Source organism: Streptomyces sp. NPDC059875 (assembly GCF_042731085.1).
Taxonomy (GTDB): Bacteria; Actinomycetota; Actinomycetes; order Streptomycetales; family Streptomycetaceae; genus Streptomyces.
The window spans coordinates 130,998-151,760 of record NZ_JBHWJZ010000018.1; the positions used below are offsets into that span (position 1 = coordinate 130,998).

Genomic DNA, 20,763 nt, shown 5'->3' on the forward strand with positions numbered 1-20,763 from the left:
ATCCCAGGTCGTGCGCCCGGACGGACGGGTGTTCCTGTCCCTGTCAGTGGTAGGCACGCTGGACGTAGGCAGAACAGAGGCCTGGGTACGTTCTCCGCGCTCCCGCAGGCTGGTCGACATGACCACGAACGCCACGACCGACGCCACGACCGACGCCACCACTGTTCCCGCTTACGCCGCGCCCGCCGCCAACGCCCCGCTGGAGCGCACCACCGTGCCGCGCCGCGCGGTCGGCGAGCACGACGTGCTCATCGGGATCAAGTACGCCGGCATCTGCCACTCCGACATCCACCAGGCCCGTGACGGCTGGCACGAGGGCATCTACCCGATGGTGCCCGGTCACGAGATCGCCGGCGTCGTCACCGCGGTCGGCGCCGGGGTCACCAGGCACAAGGTCGGCGACCGCGTGGGCGTCGGCTGCTTCGTCGACTCCTGCCGGGAGTGCGAGTACTGCCTCCAGGGCCTGGAGCAGTACTGCACCAGCGGTGGCACCGGCACGTACAACGCCCTCGACAAGAACGGCGAGCCGACCTACGGCGGCTACTCCACCCACATCGTCGTCGACGAGAACTACACCCTGCGCATCCCGGACGGCATCGCCCTCGACGAGGCCGCCCCGCTGCTCTGCGCCGGCATCACCCTCTACTCGCCGCTCGCCCACTGGAAGGCCGGCCCGGGCAAGAAGGTCGCGATCGTCGGTCTCGGCGGCCTCGGCCACATGGGCGTCAAGATCGCCCACGCGCTCGGCGCCGAGGTGACCGTGCTCAGCCAGTCGCTGAAGAAGCAGGAGGACGGCCTCAAGCTCGGCGCCGACCACTACTACGCCACCAGCGACCCGGAGACCTTCACGAAGCTCGCCGGCTCCTTCGACCTGATCATCTCCACCGTCTCCGCCCCGCTGGACTTCGGCGCCTACCTGAGCCTGGTCAAGACGGACGGCGCCCTGGTGAACGTGGGCGCCCCCGAGGAGCCGATCGCGCTCAACCTCTTCTCGCTGATCGGCGGCCGCAAGACGCTCGCCGGCTCGATGATCGGCGGCATCGCCGAGACGCAGGAGATGCTCGACTTCTGCGCGGAGCACGGCCTGGGCGCCGAGATCGAGCTCATCCGCGCCGACCAGATCAACGAGGCGTACGAGCGGGTGCTGGCGAGCGATGTGCGCTACCGCTTCGTGATCGACACGTCGACGATCTGAGCGGTCCGGGGCGGTGACACCGGCCGGTGACGGGCCGTGGGAGGCGTCGGCTCCGTCATCCGTCATCCGTCATCCGCCGTCCGTCCGTACGTGCGGTGCGTGCCGGGGCATGACCTGTGGGGTAATCGACCCCGCGGGCCGTGCCCCGGCATTGTTCTGCCATGACCGCATACGCCATGGCGAACCTGAGTCCCCTGACCGCCGTCCACGACGAGGTCCTCGACTACATCGACCGCATGCAGTCCACGCTCGACCCGTTCGGCGGACGGTTCCTCGTCCACGGCGCCCCCGAGCGCGAGGTCCTCGAAGGCGCGTGGCCCGGCGATGTCGTCGTCCTCGCGTTCCCCTCGCTCGACCACGCCCGGGGGTGGTACGACTCGGCCGCCTACCAGGAGATCAAGCCGCTGCGCACCCGGCATCTGTCGGGCGACCTGCTCCTGATCGACGGCGTCCCCGACGGGTACGACGCCTCGGCCACCGCGGCGCGGTGGCGGGCCGCGTCGGCGTCAGGCGGCGGCCCGGCCTGAGCGGAGTTCCAGCCGGGTGCCGCCGAAGCCGGAGCGGAAGCGGTGGTCGTGGGAGACCGCGACCACCGCGCCCTCGAAGGCGGCCAGGGCCGTCTCCAGGTCCTCCACCAGCGAGAGCGCCACGTGGTTGGTCGGCTCGTCCAGGACGAGCAGATCGGCCGGCCGGGTCACCAGCCGGGCCAGCTCGAGCCGCCGTCGCTGCCCCACCGACAGCGCGGCCACCGACACGGTCAGGTCCTCCTCCCGGAAGAGCCCGAGGCCGAGCAGCTCGTCCGCGTGCTCCTCGGGCAGGCCGGGGCGGCCCGCCGCGTACGCCGTGAGCAGCGGCTCACGGGACGGTACGGCGGGCAGCTCCTGGGCCAGGTAACCGACCCGGGCCGGACGGACGACGGTGCCGCCGTCGGGCCGCAGATCGCCTGCGAGGACCCGCAACAGGGTCGTCTTCCCGGCCCCGTTGGGCCCGGAGACGAGGAGCCGGTCGCCCGCCTCGACCCGCAGCTCGTCCAGCCGCAGCCGATCGCCGACCACGATGTCGGTCAGCTCCGCGAGCAGCGCGGGGCCGCGGCAGGCGCGGTGCGCCGTCGCGTCGGCCCGTGCGGGCCGGTCGCGCAGCGACACACCGCCCACTACCTCGACTACCTCGACTACGTCGACGCGAGGCGCGACGCCCGTCGAGCCGTCGCCGGCCGCGTCCTCGTCGGCCGTGCCGCGGGCGGCGGCCACGCCGGGCCCGGTCGTCGCGAAGGCGGCCGTGAACCGCAGGGGCTCCGGCGGGGCCGCAACCGGCTCTCGGCGGAGCTGTTCCAGCCGCACGCGGGCGGACCTGACCTGCCCGGACAGCTTGTTCTCGTGCGAGCGGCGGTGCTTGCCGAAGCCCTGGCGCGGGTCCTTGCCGGACACCGCGAGCCGTTGCCCGGCCGCGGCCACCAGCTCCTCCGTACGGGCCAGTTCCTCCCGCCACTCCTCGTGCTCCCGCACCCGGCGGCGGCGGTCGGCGGCCTTCGCCGCGCGGTAGCCGGACCAGCCGTCGCCGTACCGGGTCACCGCGCGCGTGTCCCGGTCGACCTCCAGGATCGCCGTCGCCATCCCCTCCAGGAACGCCCGGTCGTGGGTGACCGCCACGACCGTGCCGCGGTGGGCCCGCAGCCGCTCCTCCAGCCAGCCGGCGGCCGCCCGGTCGAGATGGTTCGTCGGCTCGTCGAGGAGCAGCAGCTCGGCGCCCGAGGCGAGGACGCAGGCGAGGGCGAGCCGGGACTGTTCGCCGCCGGACAGCGTTCCGACGCGGCGTTCGTACCGGACCCCGCCGAGGCCGAGGCCGTGCAGCGCGGCGGCGATCCGGGCGTCGGCCTCGTACCCGCCGCGCTCCTCGTACCGGGCCGCCAGCTCGCCGTACGCGGCGAGTTCCTCGGCCGTCGCGGAGCCGAGCGACTCCTCGGCGGCCCGCATCCGCCGTTCCATCGAACGGAGTTCGGCGAGCGCCGCGTCCACGGTGTCCCGCACGGTGTGCTCGGGGCCGATGCCGAAGGTCTCGGCGAGGGTCTGGGCGAGGTGGGCGGTGCCGCCGGGGAAGCGGACGGTGACCTCCCCGGCGTCGGGGGCCTCCACCCCGGCGAGCAGCCGCAGCAGCGTGGACTTGCCGGAGCCGTTCTCACCGATCACGGCGGCCTTCTCGCCGGGGCGTACGGAGAACGAGATCTGATCGAGGACGGAGCGGTCCCCGTACGCCTTGGAGACGTCTTTCACGGTCATCTGGGCGCGGTCGCGCATGGGTTCTGTTCCCTGAGAGGTGGGGTTCGTTCGGGCCGGAAGAACGGGACACCGGACCGCCACTGCCGCGCCCCAGGGGCGCCGGATCAGCGGGTCACGCCGTGTCCACGGCCGGAATCAGAGAAAGAAGTAGTACGAACCCATGCGACCGAGTCTAGCCGCCCAGGCGTCACCGGGCCGGTGGATTTACCGGCCCTGAGGGTCCGGGCGGTGCTCGACGTACTCGACGACCGTGCCGTCCGCGCGCCGGGCGGTGAGCCCGGCGCCGGTCGGCACGGCGTGCAGCGGTTCGAGCACCTCGCCGCCCTCGGCGGTGAGCCGCTCCAGGTGCGCGGCCGCTACTCGGCCTTCGCCACGCCGATCGGGCAGGAGACGCCCGTGCCGCCGATGCCGCAGTAACCGGCCGGGTTCTTGTCCAGGTACTGCTGGTGGTAGCCCTCCGCCGGGTAGAACGTGCGGCCCTCGGCCGGGAGGATCTCGGTGGTGATCGTGGCGTAGCCGGAGCCCGTCAGGACCTTCTGGTACGCGGCGCGGGAGGCTTCGGCCGTCGTGGCCTGGGCGGGGGAGTGGGTGTAGACCGCCGAGCGGTACTGGGTGCCGACGTCGTTGCCCTGGCGGAAGCCCTGGGTCGGGTCGTGGGACTCCCAGAAGAGCTTCAGCAGCTCCTCGTACGAGACCTTCCGCGGGTCGAAGACGACCCGGACGGCCTCGGTGTGGCCCGTGAGGCCGGAGCAGACCTCCTCGTAGACCGGGTGCGGCGTGTGACCGCCCTGGTAGCCGACGAGGGTCGTCCAGACGCCCTCGGTCTGCCAGAACTTGCGCTCGGCGCCCCAGAAGCAGCCGAGGCCGAAGTCGGCGACCTCAAGGCCCTCGGGGTACGGGCCGAGCAGCGGGTTGCCGAGGACGGTGTGGCGCTCGGGCACGGCGAACTCGGGCTCCGGGCGACCCTTCAGCGCCTGCTCGGGCGTGGGGAGGACAGGGTTGCGTGACAGGAACATGCGGCATCTCCTCGACGTGGGCGTTACGCACAACGCCCGGGGGCCGGGAGGGATTCCCCTCCCGGCCCCCGGGCGCGTCCGGCCCGCCGTGCGTCAGCGCCCCGCCTTGCGGACCGCCCGCTCGCGCGCCTTCACGTACGCCTTCGCCGGGTCGCCGTAGTAGTTCCACGGGAAGGCGCCGATGTATCCGTCCACCAGCCGGAACTGCTCCAGTGCCTCCGCGTGGCGGTCCAGCTCCACCAGGTACCAGGCGAGGAGCAGCCGGGCCTCGTTCAGCCGCAGATGCTCGGCGGGGGCCGCCGACACGTCGGCCGCCAGGGCGTCGACCAGGGCCGGCAGCTCCGGTGCGGCGTAGCCCCGGTCGGTGTGGCCGAAGGACTCGTGCTCGTACCAGCTGATCAGCGGGAGGGCCGTGAGCAGGCTGCCGGGCGGCGCGGTGGCGACGGCGTGGTCGGTGAACTCTTGCGCCAGCTCCACCGATCCGCGCCACTTCTGGCACCAGTACTGAAGCGCCGAGTAGTGCGCCGAGTAGTGGTGCGGGGCGCGCTCCGTGATGCCCTCCCACAGGGCGCGCATGTCGTCGTGGGGGTATCCCAGCGCGAGCGCGACCCAGATCTCGCCGATGAGCGGGGTCGGGTCGGCGGGGTTCAGTTCGGCGGCGCGGGCGATCTCGCCGCGGGCCTGGCGCATCATGCGGTGGAAGCCGTCGAACTGCTCCTGCGTCGTGTTCTTGGCCGTCGCGCTGCCGCGGAGGTTCCCCGCGACGGTCACCGTGCTGTCGGCGCGTACGACGGCCGCGTCCGGGCTGTCGGGCTGTGCGGTCTCCCACGCGGTCAGCCAGGAGTCGTCCTCGGCGGCCAGTCTGCCGAGCCGGACGGTCTGGAAGGAGCGGGTCTCCCAGTCGGGACCGGCCGTGGTGGCCGCGAGCAGCTCCGCCGCCGGCTTCCAGTCGCCGTCGCGTGCGGCGTCGAGCGCCGCCGTCAGCGCCGGATCCTCGGGACGGAACCGCTTGGTGTCGAGCTGCGCGGCCGGCAGGAAGCCGAGCGTTGCCGAGCGCGCGGACAGCGCGGGCGGTGCGCTCGCCTCGGGGCGGATGCCGGCGGCCTTCCGCTCCTTGCGGGCTTTGAGCCAGAAGTAGATCGCCACCGCGATCACGATCATCGGTATGAGACGGGGCATGTGCGGATCTTCCTCACGAGACAGGGGGCGGAGGGGTCAGGGGGTTCGGGGCGTGAGCAGCTTTCGCAGCGGCTCCGTGTCCGCGCGGTCCGCGACCGCCGCGTCCAGGGCCGCCGGGAGGTCGTCCGCGTAGCCCGGCGGCAGCCGCAGGCGCGCCGGGGATGACCAGGAGAATTCCCAGCGTGCCCGGCCGTCCTCGGTGAGCGCGCCCGTCACCAGCCCGGACAGCCCCCGCCGCAGTATCGGGCGGGCGAACTCGCGGGCGGCGCGGCCGGTCGCGGCGGCGGCCTGTTCGGACTTGGGGAGCCGGTCGGCGATCTCCCAGGCCTTTCCGGCGTCGATGGCGTCCAGGAGCGCGTCGAGCGGGCTGTCCAGGGCCCCGGTCACCTCGGCCGTCGCGCGCCGCACCGGCTCGGCCTCGGCCACGGAACGCGCGCTCATCGACTCGTGGACCAGGTCCGCCCACTCCACCCGGCGCATCCGCAGCGCGTCCGCCGTGAGCGCGACGTCCTCCACCGCGGCGAGTGAGCGTTCGGGCGAGCCGAGTAGGGACAGCGAGGGGTGCGACGGCCGCGCGCCGAGGCCGTCGTCGGGGAGGGCTTCGAGGAGGGCGACGCGCTCGGCCATCGGCGGGTGGGAATCGTAGGGGGAGGCGGGGTGCGTCGGCAGGTCGTGCCGCAGGTCGTCCAGCTCCTCCTCGCGCGCGGCGAGCAGATGCCGTACGCCGCCGATGACCTCGCCGTGCGGGGGCAGCAGCCCGAACTCGGCGCCCAGCGTCGCGTAGCGGTCGAGGAAGAAACCGTTGGCCGCCTCCACGACGGCGATCTCGCGCAGCGCGGACGCGGTCGCGTCCCGGCCGGCGATCCGGGCCGCCGCGCGGTCGGCGGCGAGCTCCTGGCGGCGCGAGTCGGCCTGGGTGGCCCGCAGGGTGAACCGCCCGTAGGCGGTGTAGACCCTCGCCATCGTGCGGAAGGTGAAGCCCACACCGGTCGTGTCGATCTCATGGGCCGTCTTGCCCTTGGCGATCCGCTTCGCGGCCTTCTTCTCCTGCCGCGCCCGCTCCTTGGCGACCTTGCCGCCGGCCTTCTCCGCGAAGTGCGCGACGGTCCGCTCGACCTGGACGCGGCTGCGGGCGGTGATGCCGGAGAGGCGGGTGTCGGCGTGGGTGAAGTGCCCGAACTCATGGGCGAGGACGGCCCGCAGCTGTGCGTCGGAGAGCCCGGCCATGAGCGGAAGGCCCAGATAGAGGCGGCGCCGGCCGCCCAGCAGGCCGAGGAGCCGGGAGTCCTCGCTGACGGCGGCGTTGACCTCGCCGGTCAGCCGGATCTCGTCCGGCGCCCGGGTACCGACCTGCGCGGCCAGCTCCCGTACGGTCCGCCACAGCCGTGGCTCGTCCGCCTCGGTGACGAGGACGCCCGTGGTGATCTCGTCCCTGGGGGTCCGCAGCATGAGCATGCCGCGGACGACGGGGACCGCGAGGACGGCGGTGACGACGTAGAACTTGAGGGCCCAGGGACCGGGGGCCCAGAGCGTGGCGGCCCAGTCGACGAGACCGAGCACGGCCAGCACGGCGAAGCCGAGGAGATAGAAGCCGGCAAGCAGCATGAGGGCGCGCAGCGCGCGCAGAGAAGCGCCCATCGGGCAGAGTTCCCCCACGGAGAAAAGGTGAGCGGGCGAGCTGTGGGGGGAAGCGGAGTATCACCCATCGACGCGTGTGCCGTCCACCGGAAAAGCCCGCCCGACCTGGGCTCTTGGACGAAAAAGGGGTCCGTTCGGGACGGACCCCTCTCGTACCGACGGCTACCCGACGGCGACGCACCCGACGGCGACGCCACCCGGCGGCGACGCGTCGGCTACCCGACAACGACCCGATGGCTACCCGACAACGACCCGACGGCTACCGCGGCAGCGTCGCCGGGCTCCCGCCGTTCGCCTCGTACCCGGCCACCGCCAGGTTCCGGAACACCGTGTACTCCGCGGCCGGGTCGGTGCTCAGCGTCCACGGCAGCGCGCCGACGTGGCCGTCCACGTGCACGAGTTGGTGCATCGCCTCGGACCAGCGCTCGCCGCGGACCAGGAAGAGCACGAGCAGATGACGGACGTGGGCGAGCATCGGGTCGTCCTGGCGGGCCGAGTGGACCGCGTACAGCGCGCCCTCCATCGCCTTCGCGACCACCTCGGTCCGGAAGAAGTCCTGGACGAGGACGATCTCGGGCAGGTGCTCGTACACCGCGAACAGCGGCAGCGCGGCGAGCAGCGAACCCTGCGGGGCGCGGGCCGCGGCCGCCGTCGCGAAGCGGTCGGCGTCCTCGCGCGAGCCGTGCCACTTCTCGCACCAGTAGTGCAGGGCGGCCAGGTGCGCCCCCATGTGCTGCGGGGCGCGGTCGATGATCTTCGCCCAGACCTGGTCGAACTCCTCGTGGCTGTAGCCGAGTCCGCGGGCGACGGCGAGCTGCACGATGTACGGGACGGGGTCGCCGGGCGCGAGCAGCGCCGCCTCCTCGGCGACCTTCTTCGCCTCTTCGAGGATGATCCGGAAGTCGTCGGTGCCGGCCGCGGAGGAGCGCCAGGCCTGCTGCACCAGGAACTCGGCGTGCACGGCGGCACCGCCCGGGTCCTTGGGCGAGTCGGCACGCCAGGCGCGCAGCCACGCCCCTCCGACGCCGGGCTTCTGCTGGAGTTCCAGGGAGGCGGCGCCCGCGAACGCCTGGACGCGCTGCCAGCGGACCTCGCCCTCCTTCTCGGTGCCGGAGAGGAGCTGCGACGCCGCCCGCCAGTCCTGGGTCGCCTGGACCACGTCGAGGACGTCGAGCAGGTCGCGGTCCGGTCCCGGCATCCGTACGTCCTGCTGCTCCTGGCGTACGAAGCCGTACGCCTCGGGGTCCGCGGCGTCCGGCGAGCCGGGTGCCACCTGCCGGATACCGACACCGGACCGGCGGCGCCGCAGATACGGAGCGAGGACCGCGAACAGCAGCCCCATCGCGAGCAGGAACCAGAGAATCTCCATGCGTCCATTGTCCAGGACACCCGATGAACCCCCGTGCGGCCCGTGAGCCACCGGGTGCGCCACGGGATGAGACACCCGATGAGACGGTGGGCGGCGCGGGGCCGTGCTCAGGACTACGCTCCTGCCTCATGAGCGACGAGCACACGCACCAGAGCTTCGAGACCCGCGCCATCCACGCGGGCAACACGGCCGACCCGCTGACCGGCGCGGTCGTCCCGCCCATCTACCAGGTGTCCACCTACAAGCAGGACGGCGTCGGTGGGCTGCGCGGCGGTTACGAGTACAGCCGCAGCGCCAACCCCACCCGTACGGCCCTCGAGGAGAACCTCGCGGCTCTGGAGGGCGGCCGGCGCGGTCTCGCCTTCGCCTCCGGTCTCGCCGCCGAGGACTGCCTGCTGCGGACGCTGCTGGCCCCCGGCGACCACGTGGTCATCCCCAACGACGCCTACGGCGGCACCTTCCGGCTCTTCGCCAAGGTCGTCCAGCGCTGGGGCGTGGACTTCTCGGTGGCCGACACCTCCGACGTCGAGTCCGTGCGCGACGCGGTCAACGACCGTACGAAGGTGATCTGGGTCGAGACCCCGTCGAACCCGCTGCTCGGCATCACCGACATCGCGGCGGTCGCGGACGTGGCCCGTACGGCGGGCGCCAAGCTGGTCGTCGACAACACCTTCGCCTCGCCCTACCTCCAGCAGCCGCTGTCGCTCGGCGCGGACGTCGTCGTGCACTCGCTGACGAAGTACATGGGCGGCCACTCGGACGTCGTCGGCGGCGCGCTCGTGACGGCCGACGAGGCGCTCGGCGAGGAACTGGCGTACCACCAGAACGCGATGGGCGCGGTCGCCGGTCCGTTCGACTCGTGGATCGTGCTGCGCGGCATCAAGACGCTCGCCGTCCGTATGGACCGGCACAGCGAGAACGCGGGCAAGGTCGCCGAGATGCTGACCCAGCACCCGAAGGTCACCCAGGTCCTGTACCCGGGTCTGCCGGAACACCCGGGGCACGAGATCGCCGCCAAGCAGATGAAGGCGTTCGGCGGGATGATCTCCTTCCGTGTCGTGGGCGGCGAGGAGGCGGCCGTCGAGGTCTGCAACCGCGCGAAGCTGTTCACGCTGGGTGAGTCTCTGGGCGGTGTGGAGTCGCTGATCGAGCACCCGGGCCGGATGACGCACGCGAGCGTGGCGGGCTCGGCCCTGGAGGTCCCGGCGGACCTGGTCCGTCTCTCGGTGGGCATCGAGAACGTGGACGACCTGCTGGCCGACCTGCGCCAGGCGCTGGGCTAGCCACTACCGCTACCGCCGCCGGGCGCTCCTCACCGGGGCGCCCGGCCGGCGCTGCGCAGCTCGGCGCAACGCGACTCGGGCTACTAGGACCGTCGTCACCAGCCTTCGAGCGGTGGCGTGGTCTTCGCCGGAGGGACGTGCCAGGGCTCGGCCACCGACGCCCACACCACGAAGGCGAGCACGGCCGCGGCGAGCAGCGCCCACAGGGCCCGGCGCAGCGCACGGTCGCGGTGCAGGAGCCGGGTCCCGCGCTCGACGGCCCGCGCGGCCAGGTCGCCGGGGACCTGTGGGTGCGGGCTCTCGAGCATCCGCCGGACCTCGTCCTCCTTGCGCTCGTGGCGGGTCATGAGGCGACCCTCCCCGGAGGGTCCCGCCGGTCTCTTCGGTCCCGCAGGGCGGCGACGGAGCGGGCGCAGATGGCACGGACCCGTTCCTCCGGCAGCCCGAGCAGGGCCGCGGTCTGCTCCTCGGCCACCCCCTCGTACAGCCGGAGCACCACGACGAGACGTTCCTGCGGGGTGAGCGCGGCGAGGACACCGCCCCGGCCGCGGTGGTGCCGCCAGGAGGTGCGGGCGAAGCGGGCGGCGAGGTCGGCGCGGGTGCGGTCGTAGGGATCCTCGCCGCGCAGCCGGTCCCAGTGCGCGTAGGTGTGGGCGAGGGAGGCGGTCAGCAGCGCCTGGGCGCGCGGGTTGCGGGCGCGGGTCTCGGCGGTGAGCAGCGTCGCGGCATGCATCAGCCGCCCCGCCGCCCCCGCCACGAACGCCTCGAACTGCGGGGTGCGGTGGCGCTGTTCGCCTCCCTGACCGTCTCGTCGGTCTCGCACGTCCTCATATGAGGACAGGGCGCGGCCGGGGTCAAGAGGTCGGCGTCAGCCGGATGCGGACTCCGTGTCGGCGGCCGGCGGCAGGCCCGACTGGCGCGCCGACAAGGCCGAGTTGAAGCGGGTGAGCAGCGTGCAGAACGACTCGCGCTCGGCCGCCGTCCAGCCGTCCGTCACCTGGGCCATCAGCTCGCGGCGGGAGGCCCGGACCTCCTCCAGGCGGGCAAGGCCGCGCGGGGAGAGCTGGAGCACGACGGCGCGCCCGTCCTCGGGGTGCGAGGTGCGCTTGACGAGGCCGGTGTCGACGAGCGGGGCGACCTGGCGGGTGACGGTGGACGAGTCGATGCCCATGCCCGCCGCGAGCGCCTTGACCCCCATCGGACCCTCCTGGTCGAGCCGGTTCAGAAGGAGATAAGCCGCTCGGTCCATCGAGTTGCGGAGCTGACCGGTGCCGCCGAGACGGGTCTGTTCGGCCCGGCGGGCGAAGACGGCCACCTGGTGCTGGAGGGCATCGAGGAGACCGGGGTCAAGCTCAGTCGTCATGTCCTGAGATGTGGGCATGGCTGTGGGGGCTCTCTCGTGCGGTGGTCGGTTGGTGGGGGACAGAGTACGCGGACCTGTGGGGGTCCGTACCGGCGCTGCGCAAACCCGCTGCGACGCCCACCGCCCGGGCGGCCACGGGGCCCGTGAGCTGCGAGACTTGCTGTCATGAGCTTCCGTAGGCCAGACCCCTTGCACCATCTGATCCTCGACGATGTGCGCGGTGCGCAGAAGATGCTCTCCGGGGTGGCCAGAGTGACGGCGTTGGAGGGCAGCCGGTATCTGTCCTCGCTGGTGGGGGCCCCGGTCCACCTCAAGTGCGAGAACCTTCAACGAACGGGTTCGTTCAAGCTGCGCGGCGCGTACGTACGGATCTCCGGGCTGCGGCCCGAGCAGCGGGCGGCCGGCGTCGTGGCCGCCTCGGCTGGGAACCACGCGCAGGGGGTCGCGCTCGCCTCCGCGCTCCTCGGGGTGCACTCCACGGTCTTCATGCCGGTCGGCGCCCCGCTGCCGAAGGTCGCGGCGACCCGGGAGTACGGCGCCGATGTTCGGCTGCACGGCCATGTCGTGGACGAGACGCTGGCGGCGGCGGAGGAGTACGCGGCGGAGACCGGCGCGGTGTTCATCCACCCCTTCGACCACCCGGACATCATCGCCGGACAGGGCACCGTCGGCCTGGAGATCCTGGAGCAGTGCCCGGAGGTCCGCACGATCCTCGTCGGCGTCGGCGGCGGCGGTCTCGTGGCCGGCATCGGGCTCGCGGTGAAGTCGGTCCGGCCGGACGTGAAGGTGATCGGGGTGCAGGCGGAGGGCGCGGCCGCCTACCCGCCGTCGCTGGCCGCCGGGCACCCGGTCGCGATCGGGTCGCCGGTGACGATGGCGGACGGGATCAAGGTGGGGCGCCCGGGCGACGTGCCCTTCGCGATCGTCCAGGAGTTCGTCGACGAGATCCGCACGGTCTCCGAGGACGCGCTCTCCTCGGCGCTGCTGCTCTGCCTGGAGCGGGCGAAGCTGGTGGTCGAGCCGGCCGGCGCGAGCCCGGTGGCGGCTCTCCTGAGCGACCCGAAGGCGTTCGCGGGCCCGGTCGTCGCGGTGCTGTCCGGCGGGAACGTGGATCCGCTGCTGATGCAGCGGATCCTGCGCCACGGCATGGCGGCCGGGGGCCGCTATCTGAGCCTGCGGCTGCGGGTGACGGACCGGCCGGGCGTGCTGGCGAACCTGCTCCGGGTGCTGTCGGAGGTCGACGCGAACGTCCTCGACGTGGGTCATGTACGGACCGATCCGCGGCTCGGCCTCACGGAGGTGGAGGTGGAGCTGCACCTGGAGACCAAGGGGCCGGAGCACTGCGAGGAGGTCGAGGCGGCGCTGCGGGACGCGGGGTACGTGGTGATGGCGTAGCGGCAGCCTTGTGGGTCGCGATGTATCGCGTCAGCGTGTGGACCAGGTCACAAATTCAGTGGGCGGCGACCGCCGTTCAAACCTAAACTTGGGTGGAAAATCGCCCAATTCCCTGGGAGAACCCACATGCCAGGCGCGATCTACGCCGAAGGTCTGGTGAAGACCTTCGGCGACGTACGAGCTCTGGACGGCGTGGACCTCGACGTACCCGAGGGCACGGTCCTGGGCCTGCTCGGCCCGAACGGCGCGGGGAAGACCACCGCGGTACGCGTGCTGACGACGCTCCTCCAGCCGGACAGCGGAAAGGCCGTCGTCGCGGGAATCGACGTCCTGAAGCACCCCAACGAGGTCCGGCGCTCGATCGGACTGTCCGGCCAGTTCGCCGCCGTCGACGAGTACCTGACGGGGCGCGAGAACCTCCAGATGGTGGGTCAGCTCTACCAGTTGAACGCCAAGCGGGCCAAGGCCCGGGCGGACGAGCTGCTCGAACGGTTCAACCTCGCCGACGCGGCCGACCGCACCGCCAAGACGTACTCCGGCGGCATGCGCCGCCGCCTCGACCTCGCCGCCGCGCTGGTGGTCTCGCCCCCCGTGATGTTCATGGACGAGCCGACGACCGGCCTCGATCCCCGCAACAGGCAGGCGCTCTGGGAGGTCATCCAGGAGCTCGTCGCGGGCGGTACGACCCTGCTCCTGACGACCCAGTATCTGGAGGAGGCCGACCACCTGGCCCACGACATCTGCGTCATCGACCACGGCAAGGTCATCGCCCGCGGCACCTCGGACGAGCTCAAGGCCCAGACGGGCGGCGAGCGCGTCGAGGTCGTCGTCCACGAGCCGGAGATGATCCCCCCGGCCCGTGAGGTCCTCGCGCGCTACGGCCTGGCGGGCATCGGCCACGGCGAGGTCTCCGTCGAGAACCACACCCGCAAGCTCACCGTCCCGGTCACCGGCGGCGCCAAGCTGCTCGCCGAGGTCATCCGCGACCTGGACACCGTCGGCGTCGAGATCGACGACATCGGTCTGCGCCGCCCCACCCTCGACGACGTCTTCATCTCGCTGACCGGCCACGCGGCCGAGGCCGCCGAGGAGGAGAACGGCGACCCCGGTGCCGGAGAGCACCGTACGGGCAGAAAGGAGGCGGCCAAGTGACCGCAGTGACCGACGCCGTCGCGCCCCCGAAACCGCGCGGCGGAATCACCCAGTCCATCAGCGACTCCCTCGTCGTCGCCAAGCGCAACCTGATCCGGATGACGCGGATCCCGGAGATGATCATCTTCGGGCTCATCCAGCCGATCATGTTCGTGGTGCTCTTCAGCTTCGTCTTCGGCGGCTCCATGACCATCGGCGGCACGACGGACCCCGTCGTCTACCGCGAGTTCCTGATGGCCGGCATCTTCGCCCAGACGGTCACCTTCGCCACGGCCGGCGCGGGCGCGGGCATCGCCGACGACATGCACAAGGGCCTCATCGACCGCTTCCGCTCCCTGCCGATGGCCCGCGGCGCGGTCCTCACCGGCCGCACCCTGGCCGACCTGGTGCAGACCGCGCTCACGGTCGTGGTCCTCGCGATCGTCGCGCTGCTGGTCGGCTGGCGCATCCACGAGGGTGTCCCGAAGGCGCTGGGTGCCTTCGCCCTGCTGCTCCTCCTCGGTTACGCCTTCTCCTGGATCGGAGCCCTCATCGGCCTCTCCGTCCGCACCCCGGAGGCGGCGACCTCGGGCGGCCTGATCTGGCTCTTCCCGGTCACGTTCATCTCCATCGCGTTCGTGGACTCCAGCCAGATGGCGTCCTGGCTGCAGCCCATCGCCGAATGGAACCCGTTCAGCGCGACCGTCCAGGCGTGCCGCGTCCTGTTCGGCAACCCGGGCGTCTCGACGTCCGACGCATGGCCGATGGTGCACCCGGTGTGGGCCTCGATCATCTGGTCGGTGCTGATCATCGTGGTGTTCCGGACGCTGTCGGTACGGAAGTACCGCTCGGCGACGGCGTGATGGTTGCATGTGCATGCAATGAACAAGGGCCGGGCCCCCGAGGGGGTCCGGCCCTTGTGCGGAAGGTTCGGGCTCAGCCGGTGTACGGCTTGGCGCTGAGGATCTTCACCGTGGCCTTCTTGCCGTTCGGCAGCTCGTACTCGGCGTCCTCGCCGGCCTTCTTGCCGTTGACGCCGACCCCGAGCGGGGACTGCGGCGAGTACGTCTCGATGGTGTCGCTCGCGTACTCGCGCGAGGCGAGCAGGAAGGTCATCGTGTCGTTCTCGTCGCCGTCGAAGGCGATCGTCACGACCATGCCGGGCTCGACGATGCCGTCGTCCGCCGGCGCCTCGCCGACCTTGGCGTGCTCGAGCAGCTGGGTCAGCTGGCGGACCCGGAGCTCCTGCTTGCCCTGCTCCTCCTTGGCCGCGTGGTACCCGCCGTTCTCGCGCAGGTCGCCCTCCTCGCGCGCCGCGGCGATCTTGGCGGCGATCTCGGTTCGCGCGGGACCAGACAGGTACTCCAGCTCGGCCCTGAGCTGGTTGTACGCCTCCTGGGTGAGCCAGGTGACGTTGTCGCTGGTCTGGGTCACAGGTGCTCCTCGTAGGTACTGGGAATACAAAGCATCGCCCTACCCAGAAGGATTGTCCTTCCTGGGCGGGCGAAACCACGAGCCTAACAATTAGTGGCGAAAAGGGGGAGGACATAAACCATCAAGATGGCGTCACCCCAGGTCAGCGTGGGAAGCGGAGTTCGACACACCACCCCGTCCCTACCCACCGCTACTGCGCGGTACACCCCACGAGCTCGGCGCTGGTCGCCCGCGCGGTGGTCCGGATCGTCCAGACCTGGTCCACGCGGTCGGCGGCCTCGTCGACGCGGACGTCCTTGCGGCCGACTTCGGCACCGTCCTCGGACCGCGAGCGCAGCGTGCAGACGCCCGTGACGTCGACGTCCTTGCGCACCTCCAGGTGCACCTGCACCTCGGTGTCGCTCACCACGTCGAACTTGATCATCTCGGCGCTGATCCTGCTGTCGATCACGTAGTGCCAGCCGAACCAGCCCATCACGCCGAGGAACAGCACGCCGAGCACGGCGCCGGCGACCTTGAGCTTGCGGTCGGCGCGCTCGTCCGCGGAGCCGCCGTAGCGCCCCTCGGGCAGCTGCTCTCGCACCGCGCTCATGACCGTTCCTCTCGCCGCCGGGGGCACCCGGAATTTTCCGCCCCCCGGTTCCGTCACTATAGAGACCTGCCTCCGCGACGAATCACTGAGGATCGAGTCTTGACTGAGCAGCTGCGACTGATGGCCGTTCACGCCCACCCCGACGACGAGTCGAGCAAGGGCGCGGCAACGATGGCCAAGTATGTGTCCGAGGGGGTGGACGTGCTCGTGGTCACGTGCACGGGCGGCGAGCGCGGCTCCATCCTCAACCCCAAGCTCCAGGGTGACGCCTACATCGAGGCGAACATCCACGAGGTGCGCCGCAAGGAGATGGACGAGGCCCGCGAGATCCTCGGCGTCGAGCAGGAGTGGCTGGGCTTCGTCGACTCCGGCCTGCCGGAGGGCGACCCGCTGCCGCCGCTGCCCGAGGGCTGCTTCGCCCTGGAGGACGTCGACACGGCCGCCGGCGAGCTGGTCCGCAAGATCCGCTCGTTCCGTCCGCAGGTCATCACGACCTACGACGAGAACGGCGGCTACCCGCACCCCGACCACATCATGACCCACAAGATCACGATGGTGGCCTTCGACGGCGCCGCGGACACCGAGAAGTACCCGGAGGCCGAGTTCGGCCCGGCGTTCCAGCCGCAGAAGCTCTACTACAACCAGGGCTTCAACCGTCCCCGCACCGAGGCCCTGCACCAGGCGCTCCTCGACCGGGGCATGGAGTCGCCGTACGGCGACTGGCTGAAGCGCTGGGACGAGTTCGAGCGCACGGAGCGGATCCTGACCACGCACGTCCCGTGCGCGGAGTTCTACGAGATCCGCGACAAGGCGCTGATCGCCCACCGTACGCAGATCGACCCGGACGGTGGCTGGTTCCGCGTGCCCATGGAGATCCAGAAGGAGGTCTGGCCGACGGAGGAGTACGAGCTCAGCAAGTCGCTGGTGCCGACCTCCCTCCCCGAGGACGACCTCTTCGCGGGCATCCGCGACAATGCCTGACATGAGCGCACACCTGGCACTGACCCAGCTTGTCCCCTTCGCCGCCGAAGAGCTGGACAAGAACAAGGTGACCCCCGGCGTACTCGGTTTCGTCGTCTTCGCCGTGATGGCCGTGGCCGTCTGGATGCTGATGAAGTCGATGAACCGCCACATGGGCAAGGTCTCCTTCGAGGAGACCGAGGCCCCGAAGGCACCGACGAAGGCCGCGAAGCCGGCCTCGCAGGAGTAGCCGGCCCGCCGCCGCGCGCGGGCTCTCCCGAAAGGCGAGAGCCCGCGCCGCGGCGTCCCCCCGCCCGGTCTGTGGCGTCCCCGCGCACGCGCTGCGGCGTCCCCGCGCCCGCGGTGTGGCGTCCCCCGCCCGGTCTGCGGCGTCCCGCGGCTGCGGCGCCGGGCCGTCAGCGCGGCTGCACGGCGTTCCCGGGGCCGGCGCCGCCCCGGCGCTACCCGCGCCGGGCTCCGCCGGCCGCCTCCGGCCAGCGCGGCCCCCGCGCCGGCCGTGCCCGGCTCACCCCACCTCCACCGGGACGCCCATCACCTCGCGGGCGTGGCGGTTCGGGACCATGCCCAGGTCCCAGGCCTGCCAGCCCGCGTCGAGCTGGACGCCCCGTTCCAGGACCAGGGCGTACGCCTCCGCGCAGTCCTCCAGCTTTCCGTCCCGCGTCGGGTGGCGGTCCTCGATCAGCCGGCTCAGCTCCTCCTGGGCGACGACCGTGCCCACCTCCGCCCCGCCCGGCGAGGCGTACGGGAGCAGCGTGCAGCGCAGGAAGCCGGCCCAGTCGGCGCCCCGCCGGTCGTCGTACGACAGGAAGAGCCCGGCCGCCTCCCCGCACAGCTCCAGGGCCTGCGCGACCTTGCCGTTCCCGGCGTCGACGATCGCCAGCTCCAGACAGGTCCAGGCCTCACCGTGGGCCACGCCGATCCGGTGGAAGTCCGCCCGGGCGTCGACCAGGAGCTGCCGGGCGAAGCCGGAATTGCGGAGGTTCCCGGTCTGGGCCGCGCGCTGGTCGCGGGTGACCCGGCCCGAGTGGTGCCGGGCGCACGCGAGCCCGTACACGTCCCGCATCCGGGAGAACATCGTGCGCGCCCGCTCCAGCTCCCGTACTGCCTGATCCAGGTCGCCGCGCTCCTCGAGCGCGTGCCCCAGGTAGTACAGCGTCCAGGCCTCGCCCCGCGCGTCCTCCTGGTCGCGATGGCGGGAGAGCGCCTGCCGCAGGCCGTCGACCGCCGGCCCCACCTCGCCCTCGACGAGCCGGGCGCGGGCCAGCTGCGTCAGCGCCCACGCCTCGCCGCGCCCGTCGCGGGTCCGGCCGTACTGGTCGAGGGCCGCGCGCAGCTCGGCGTCGGCCCGCTCCACGTCGCCCATGCGCAGGCACACCTGGCCCAGCTGGAAGTGCGCCCAGGCTTCGCCGTGCAGGGACTCGTTCTCCCGGTGCAGCTCCAGGGCCGCGTGCAGCATGGCCAGCGCCTCGGCCAGGTTCGCCCGGTCCCGCTCCACGGCCGCCAGGGCGTGCAGGGTCCAGCCCCGGTCGGCGGCCAGCGACTCCGGCTCCTGGAGCACCAGCGCCTCCCGCAGCTTCGCCGACGCCTCCGTCAGATTGCCCTGGTGGTGCAGCGTGATCCCGAGCGAGCAGAGCGCGAGCGCGGCCCCCGCGTCCTGGTGTGCCTCCTGGTAGAGCGAGACCACCGAGGTCAGCGTGGTGCGCGCCTTGTCGAGCTCGCCGAGCTGGCGGGCCGCGATACCGGTCCGCCACTGCACGGACCGGGACAGCAGCCCCTGCCCGACCGCGTCGGTCAGCTCGTTGATCTCGCCCAGTCGGTACAGGTCGCCGCGCAGCAGGCAGTAGTCGCAGAGCGCGCCGAGCAGATTCAGTACGGTCTGCTGGTCGACGCCCTCGGCGTGCCGCAGCGCCGCCGTGATGAAGCTCGACTCGTCGTCCAGCCAGCGCAGGGCCGCGTCCAGGGACCCGAACCCGTGCCCGCCGAACCGGTCCGCGCGGGTCGACATCTTGCCGTCGACCATCCGGATCACCGCGTCCGCGAGCTCCGCGTAGTTCTGGATCAGTCGCTCCTGTGCCGCCGCGATCTCCGCCGCGTCCTCCTCGTCCTGGAGCCGGGCCGCCGCGAAGCCGCGCACGGAGTCGTGCAGCCGGTAGCGCTCCCCCCTGACGTGGTCGAGGAGACCGGCCCGGGACAGCTCCGGCAGCAGCCGGGCCCCGTCCTGACCGTTCCCGCCGAGCAGCGCACCGGCCGCCGCCGCGCCCAGCGAGGCCCGCCCGGCGAGCGCGAGCCGGCGCAGCAGCCGCCTGCCGTCCTCGTCGAGATCGGTGAAGTACCGTACGGAAAGCGCCCGTTCGAGGGGAGACGGCCCCCAGTCCGGGCGGCCGAGCAGCTGCGCGAGGTCGGTCATCGAGCGGCGGCCCAGCGAGGAACCGGCGACCCGCAGCGCCAGCGGCAGCCCGCCGCACAGCTCCCGGATCCGGTCGAAGGCCTCGGAGTCGTACGGGCCGGGGTCCGGCTCCTCAGCCGCCTCCCGCAGCAGCTCCTCCGCCCCCGCCGCGTCCAGCGCCGCCACCGGCAGCCGGTGCACGGACGCGGGCGCCTCGGCCCCCAGGTCCAGCGGCTCCCGGCAGGTGACCAGGACCAGGCTGTCCGAACGCTCGGGCAGCAGCGTACGGATCTGCTCCGCCTCCACCGCGTCGTCGAGGATCACCGTCACCGGCAGCCCGGTCAGATGCTGGTGGTACAACTCCGCCAGCCGGCGCACCTGTTGATCCGCCGACGACCGCTCGCGGAACAGCAGCTGCTCGCGCGGCGCGCCCAGCCGGTTCAGCAGATGCAGCAGCGCCTCCCGGGTCGACAGCGGCTTCTCGCCGCGCGTCCCGCCGCCGCGCAGGTCCACCACGCACGCCCCGCGGAACTGGTCCCGCAGCGCGTGCGCCGCCCGTACGGCCAGTGTCGTGCGGCCCGAGCCCGGCTCCCCGTGCAGCATCACGACCGTCGGCCGGGTCTGCGTCGACGCCCGGCCCGCCTGCACCCACTGGGTGATCTGGGCCAGCTCGGCGCGCCTCCCCGCGAACGGCCCTCCGGGGTCCGGCAGATGGCCGAAGGACTGCTCCAGTACGGTCCGCCGGCGGGCCGCCGCGCTGCGGTCCGCGCCGCGCAGTTGCGCCACGACCTTCTGCGGCGGCTTCTGCGTGCTCGCGAGCAGGACGCGCTGCTGGTCGAGGAACGGTCGCACGCCCCGTACCTCCAGCGCCGTCAGCCACTGCAGCCGCAGCTGTTCGGGCCCGCCCGGCTGGCCGAGCGCGCCCGCGCGGCGGTGCGCGGCGGGCCAGTGCGCGGCGGTCACCTTCAGGACGGTCGCCGCCGCGCCCGCCACCGCCACCACGGCCCCGGCGCCCAGGGCCGTCCCGGCGGCCGTGCCGAGCGCCAGGTCCGCGCCGAAGGCCGCGGCGGCGGCGACGGCCGTGACCAGGGCGGGAGTTCCCACGGCCTGTCTGCTGAACCGATCCGCCAGGGACTTCTGCCCCGCCTCCGACTCCTCCAGCGCCCGCAGATAGGCCGTGTACTCCTCGCCCGCACCCGCCGCCATGGTGTCCAGCGCGGCCCGGCCGCGCGCCAGCAGCGCCGTGGCGTCGGAGCGGCCCCCGGAGCGCCGCACCTCCTCCTCCACGGCGCGTGCCAACAGCCGCTCGGCGTCGGCCCGGTGGCTGTCCCGCATGTGCGTCCCCCTCCGAGAGCTTCGCTTCCGGGCACAAGTGTCCTGCGTGACGCGCGTCGGCGCGAGGGAGCGGGGCGATCGACGTACCGAACGCCTGCCCCTCGACACGGCGTCCGATGGCGTTCATCTGCTGAATACCGCGTCCGGGTGACGACCCGGAACCAATCCTTTTTCGGGCAGTTGATCAGCG

Annotated in this window: 19 protein-coding genes; 8 read left to right on the forward strand and 11 right to left on the reverse strand. The window is 72.4% G+C overall.

Annotated elements, in window-relative coordinates; translation table 11 throughout:
- The first annotated feature begins 118 nt into the window (after positions 1-118).
- Both ACFV9D_RS22680 and ACFV9D_RS22685 read left to right on the forward strand, forming a co-directional pair.
- Positions 119-1,195: an NAD(P)-dependent alcohol dehydrogenase gene (locus tag ACFV9D_RS22680; protein WP_385148999.1), complete on the forward strand. Its 1,077-nt coding sequence runs from the start codon at positions 119-121 to the stop codon at positions 1,193-1,195.
- A 161-nt stretch (positions 1,196-1,356) separates the two neighbouring features.
- Positions 1,357-1,722: a DUF1330 domain-containing protein gene (locus ACFV9D_RS22685; protein WP_385149002.1), complete on the forward strand. Its 366-nt coding sequence runs from the start codon at positions 1,357-1,359 to the stop codon at positions 1,720-1,722.
- On the opposite strand, the gene ACFV9D_RS22690 is transcribed toward ACFV9D_RS22685, so the two are convergent.
- From ACFV9D_RS22690 to ACFV9D_RS22710, 5 genes are all read right to left on the reverse strand, one after another.
- Positions 1,702-3,489 carry an ABC-F family ATP-binding cassette domain-containing protein gene (locus ACFV9D_RS22690; protein ID WP_385149005.1) on the reverse strand — a complete coding sequence of 596 codons (1,788 nt, stop codon included), beginning with the start codon at positions 3,487-3,489 and terminating at the stop codon, positions 1,702-1,704. The two genes, ACFV9D_RS22685 and ACFV9D_RS22690, sit on opposite strands and share 21 nt — an antisense overlap.
- Positions 3,490-3,827: 338 nt before the next feature.
- Entirely contained in the window at positions 3,828-4,487 is a 660-nt protein-coding gene (msrA, locus tag ACFV9D_RS22695; RefSeq protein WP_385149008.1) for a peptide-methionine (S)-S-oxide reductase MsrA, read from the reverse strand.
- 93 nt (positions 4,488-4,580) lie between these two features.
- Positions 4,581-5,666, reverse strand: a complete 1,086-nt coding sequence (locus ACFV9D_RS22700) for a hypothetical protein (RefSeq protein WP_385149011.1) — start codon at positions 5,664-5,666, stop codon at positions 4,581-4,583.
- Between the two features lie 36 nt (positions 5,667-5,702).
- Positions 5,703-7,304 carry a M48 family metallopeptidase gene (locus ACFV9D_RS22705; protein WP_385149014.1) on the reverse strand — a complete coding sequence of 534 codons (1,602 nt, stop codon included), beginning with the start codon at positions 7,302-7,304 and terminating at the stop codon, positions 5,703-5,705.
- 259 nt (positions 7,305-7,563) lie between these two features.
- Positions 7,564-8,673 (reverse strand): hypothetical protein, encoded by a 1,110-nt coding sequence (locus ACFV9D_RS22710; protein ID WP_385149017.1) that lies wholly within the window; start codon positions 8,671-8,673, stop codon positions 7,564-7,566.
- Positions 8,674-8,801: 128 nt separating this feature from the next.
- Between ACFV9D_RS22710 and ACFV9D_RS22715 the strand changes: the two genes are divergently transcribed.
- Positions 8,802-9,956 (forward strand): cystathionine gamma-synthase, encoded by a 1,155-nt coding sequence (locus ACFV9D_RS22715; protein WP_385149020.1) that lies wholly within the window; start codon positions 8,802-8,804, stop codon positions 9,954-9,956.
- A 95-nt stretch (positions 9,957-10,051) separates the two neighbouring features.
- On the opposite strand, the gene ACFV9D_RS22720 is transcribed toward ACFV9D_RS22715, so the two are convergent.
- The 3 genes from ACFV9D_RS22720 to ACFV9D_RS22730 are packed head-to-tail and all read right to left on the reverse strand — an operon-like array spanning position 10,052 to position 11,337.
- On the reverse strand, positions 10,052-10,303 hold the full coding sequence (locus ACFV9D_RS22720) for a hypothetical protein (RefSeq protein ID WP_385149023.1): 252 nt from the start codon (positions 10,301-10,303) through the stop codon (positions 10,052-10,054).
- Entirely contained in the window at positions 10,300-10,779 is a 480-nt protein-coding gene (locus tag ACFV9D_RS22725) for a sigma factor-like helix-turn-helix DNA-binding protein (protein ID WP_385149026.1), read from the reverse strand. The genes ACFV9D_RS22720 and ACFV9D_RS22725 overlap by 4 nt, the downstream gene beginning before the upstream one ends.
- Before the next feature lie 45 nt (positions 10,780-10,824).
- On the reverse strand, positions 10,825-11,337 hold the full coding sequence (locus ACFV9D_RS22730; protein ID WP_385149028.1) for a MarR family winged helix-turn-helix transcriptional regulator: 513 nt from the start codon (positions 11,335-11,337) through the stop codon (positions 10,825-10,827).
- 147 nt (positions 11,338-11,484) lie between these two features.
- Here ACFV9D_RS22730 and ilvA point away from each other — a divergent pair, with 147 nt between their 5' ends.
- From ilvA to ACFV9D_RS22745, 3 genes are all read left to right on the forward strand, one after another.
- Positions 11,485-12,714 (forward strand): threonine ammonia-lyase, encoded by a 1,230-nt coding sequence (gene ilvA / locus ACFV9D_RS22735; protein WP_385149031.1) that lies wholly within the window; start codon positions 11,485-11,487, stop codon positions 12,712-12,714.
- A 126-nt stretch (positions 12,715-12,840) separates the two neighbouring features.
- A complete protein-coding gene (locus ACFV9D_RS22740; RefSeq protein ID WP_385149034.1) occupies positions 12,841-13,866 on the forward strand; it encodes an ATP-binding cassette domain-containing protein in 1,026 nt (341 codons plus the stop codon).
- Positions 13,863-14,708: an ABC transporter permease gene (locus ACFV9D_RS22745; protein WP_385149037.1), complete on the forward strand. Its 846-nt coding sequence runs from the start codon at positions 13,863-13,865 to the stop codon at positions 14,706-14,708. The genes ACFV9D_RS22740 and ACFV9D_RS22745 overlap by 4 nt, the downstream gene beginning before the upstream one ends.
- A gap of 73 nt (positions 14,709-14,781) precedes the next feature.
- Here the strand turns inward: ACFV9D_RS22745 and greA are convergent, their stop codons facing one another.
- Positions 14,782-15,279, reverse strand: a complete 498-nt coding sequence (greA, locus tag ACFV9D_RS22750) for a transcription elongation factor GreA (protein WP_385149040.1) — start codon at positions 15,277-15,279, stop codon at positions 14,782-14,784.
- A gap of 190 nt (positions 15,280-15,469) precedes the next feature.
- The gene (locus tag ACFV9D_RS22755) at positions 15,470-15,871 is read right to left on the reverse strand and encodes a DUF4307 domain-containing protein (RefSeq protein WP_385149043.1); all 402 of its coding nucleotides are present in this window, start codon (positions 15,869-15,871) and stop codon (positions 15,470-15,472) included.
- A 99-nt stretch (positions 15,872-15,970) separates the two neighbouring features.
- On the opposite strand from ACFV9D_RS22755, the gene mca reads away from it, so the two are divergent.
- Positions 15,971-16,852 (forward strand): mycothiol conjugate amidase Mca, encoded by an 882-nt coding sequence (gene mca / locus ACFV9D_RS22760; protein ID WP_385149047.1) that lies wholly within the window; start codon positions 15,971-15,973, stop codon positions 16,850-16,852.
- Entirely contained in the window at positions 16,845-17,081 is a 237-nt protein-coding gene (locus ACFV9D_RS22765; protein WP_385149050.1) for a hypothetical protein, read from the forward strand. The genes mca and ACFV9D_RS22765 overlap by 8 nt, the downstream gene beginning before the upstream one ends.
- 276 nt (positions 17,082-17,357) lie before the next feature.
- Here the strand turns inward: ACFV9D_RS22765 and ACFV9D_RS22770 are convergent, their stop codons facing one another.
- Positions 17,358-20,573, reverse strand: coding sequence for a tetratricopeptide repeat protein (locus tag ACFV9D_RS22770; RefSeq protein WP_385149053.1), 3,216 nt, complete (start codon positions 20,571-20,573; stop codon positions 17,358-17,360).
- Positions 20,574-20,763 lie beyond the last annotated feature (190 nt).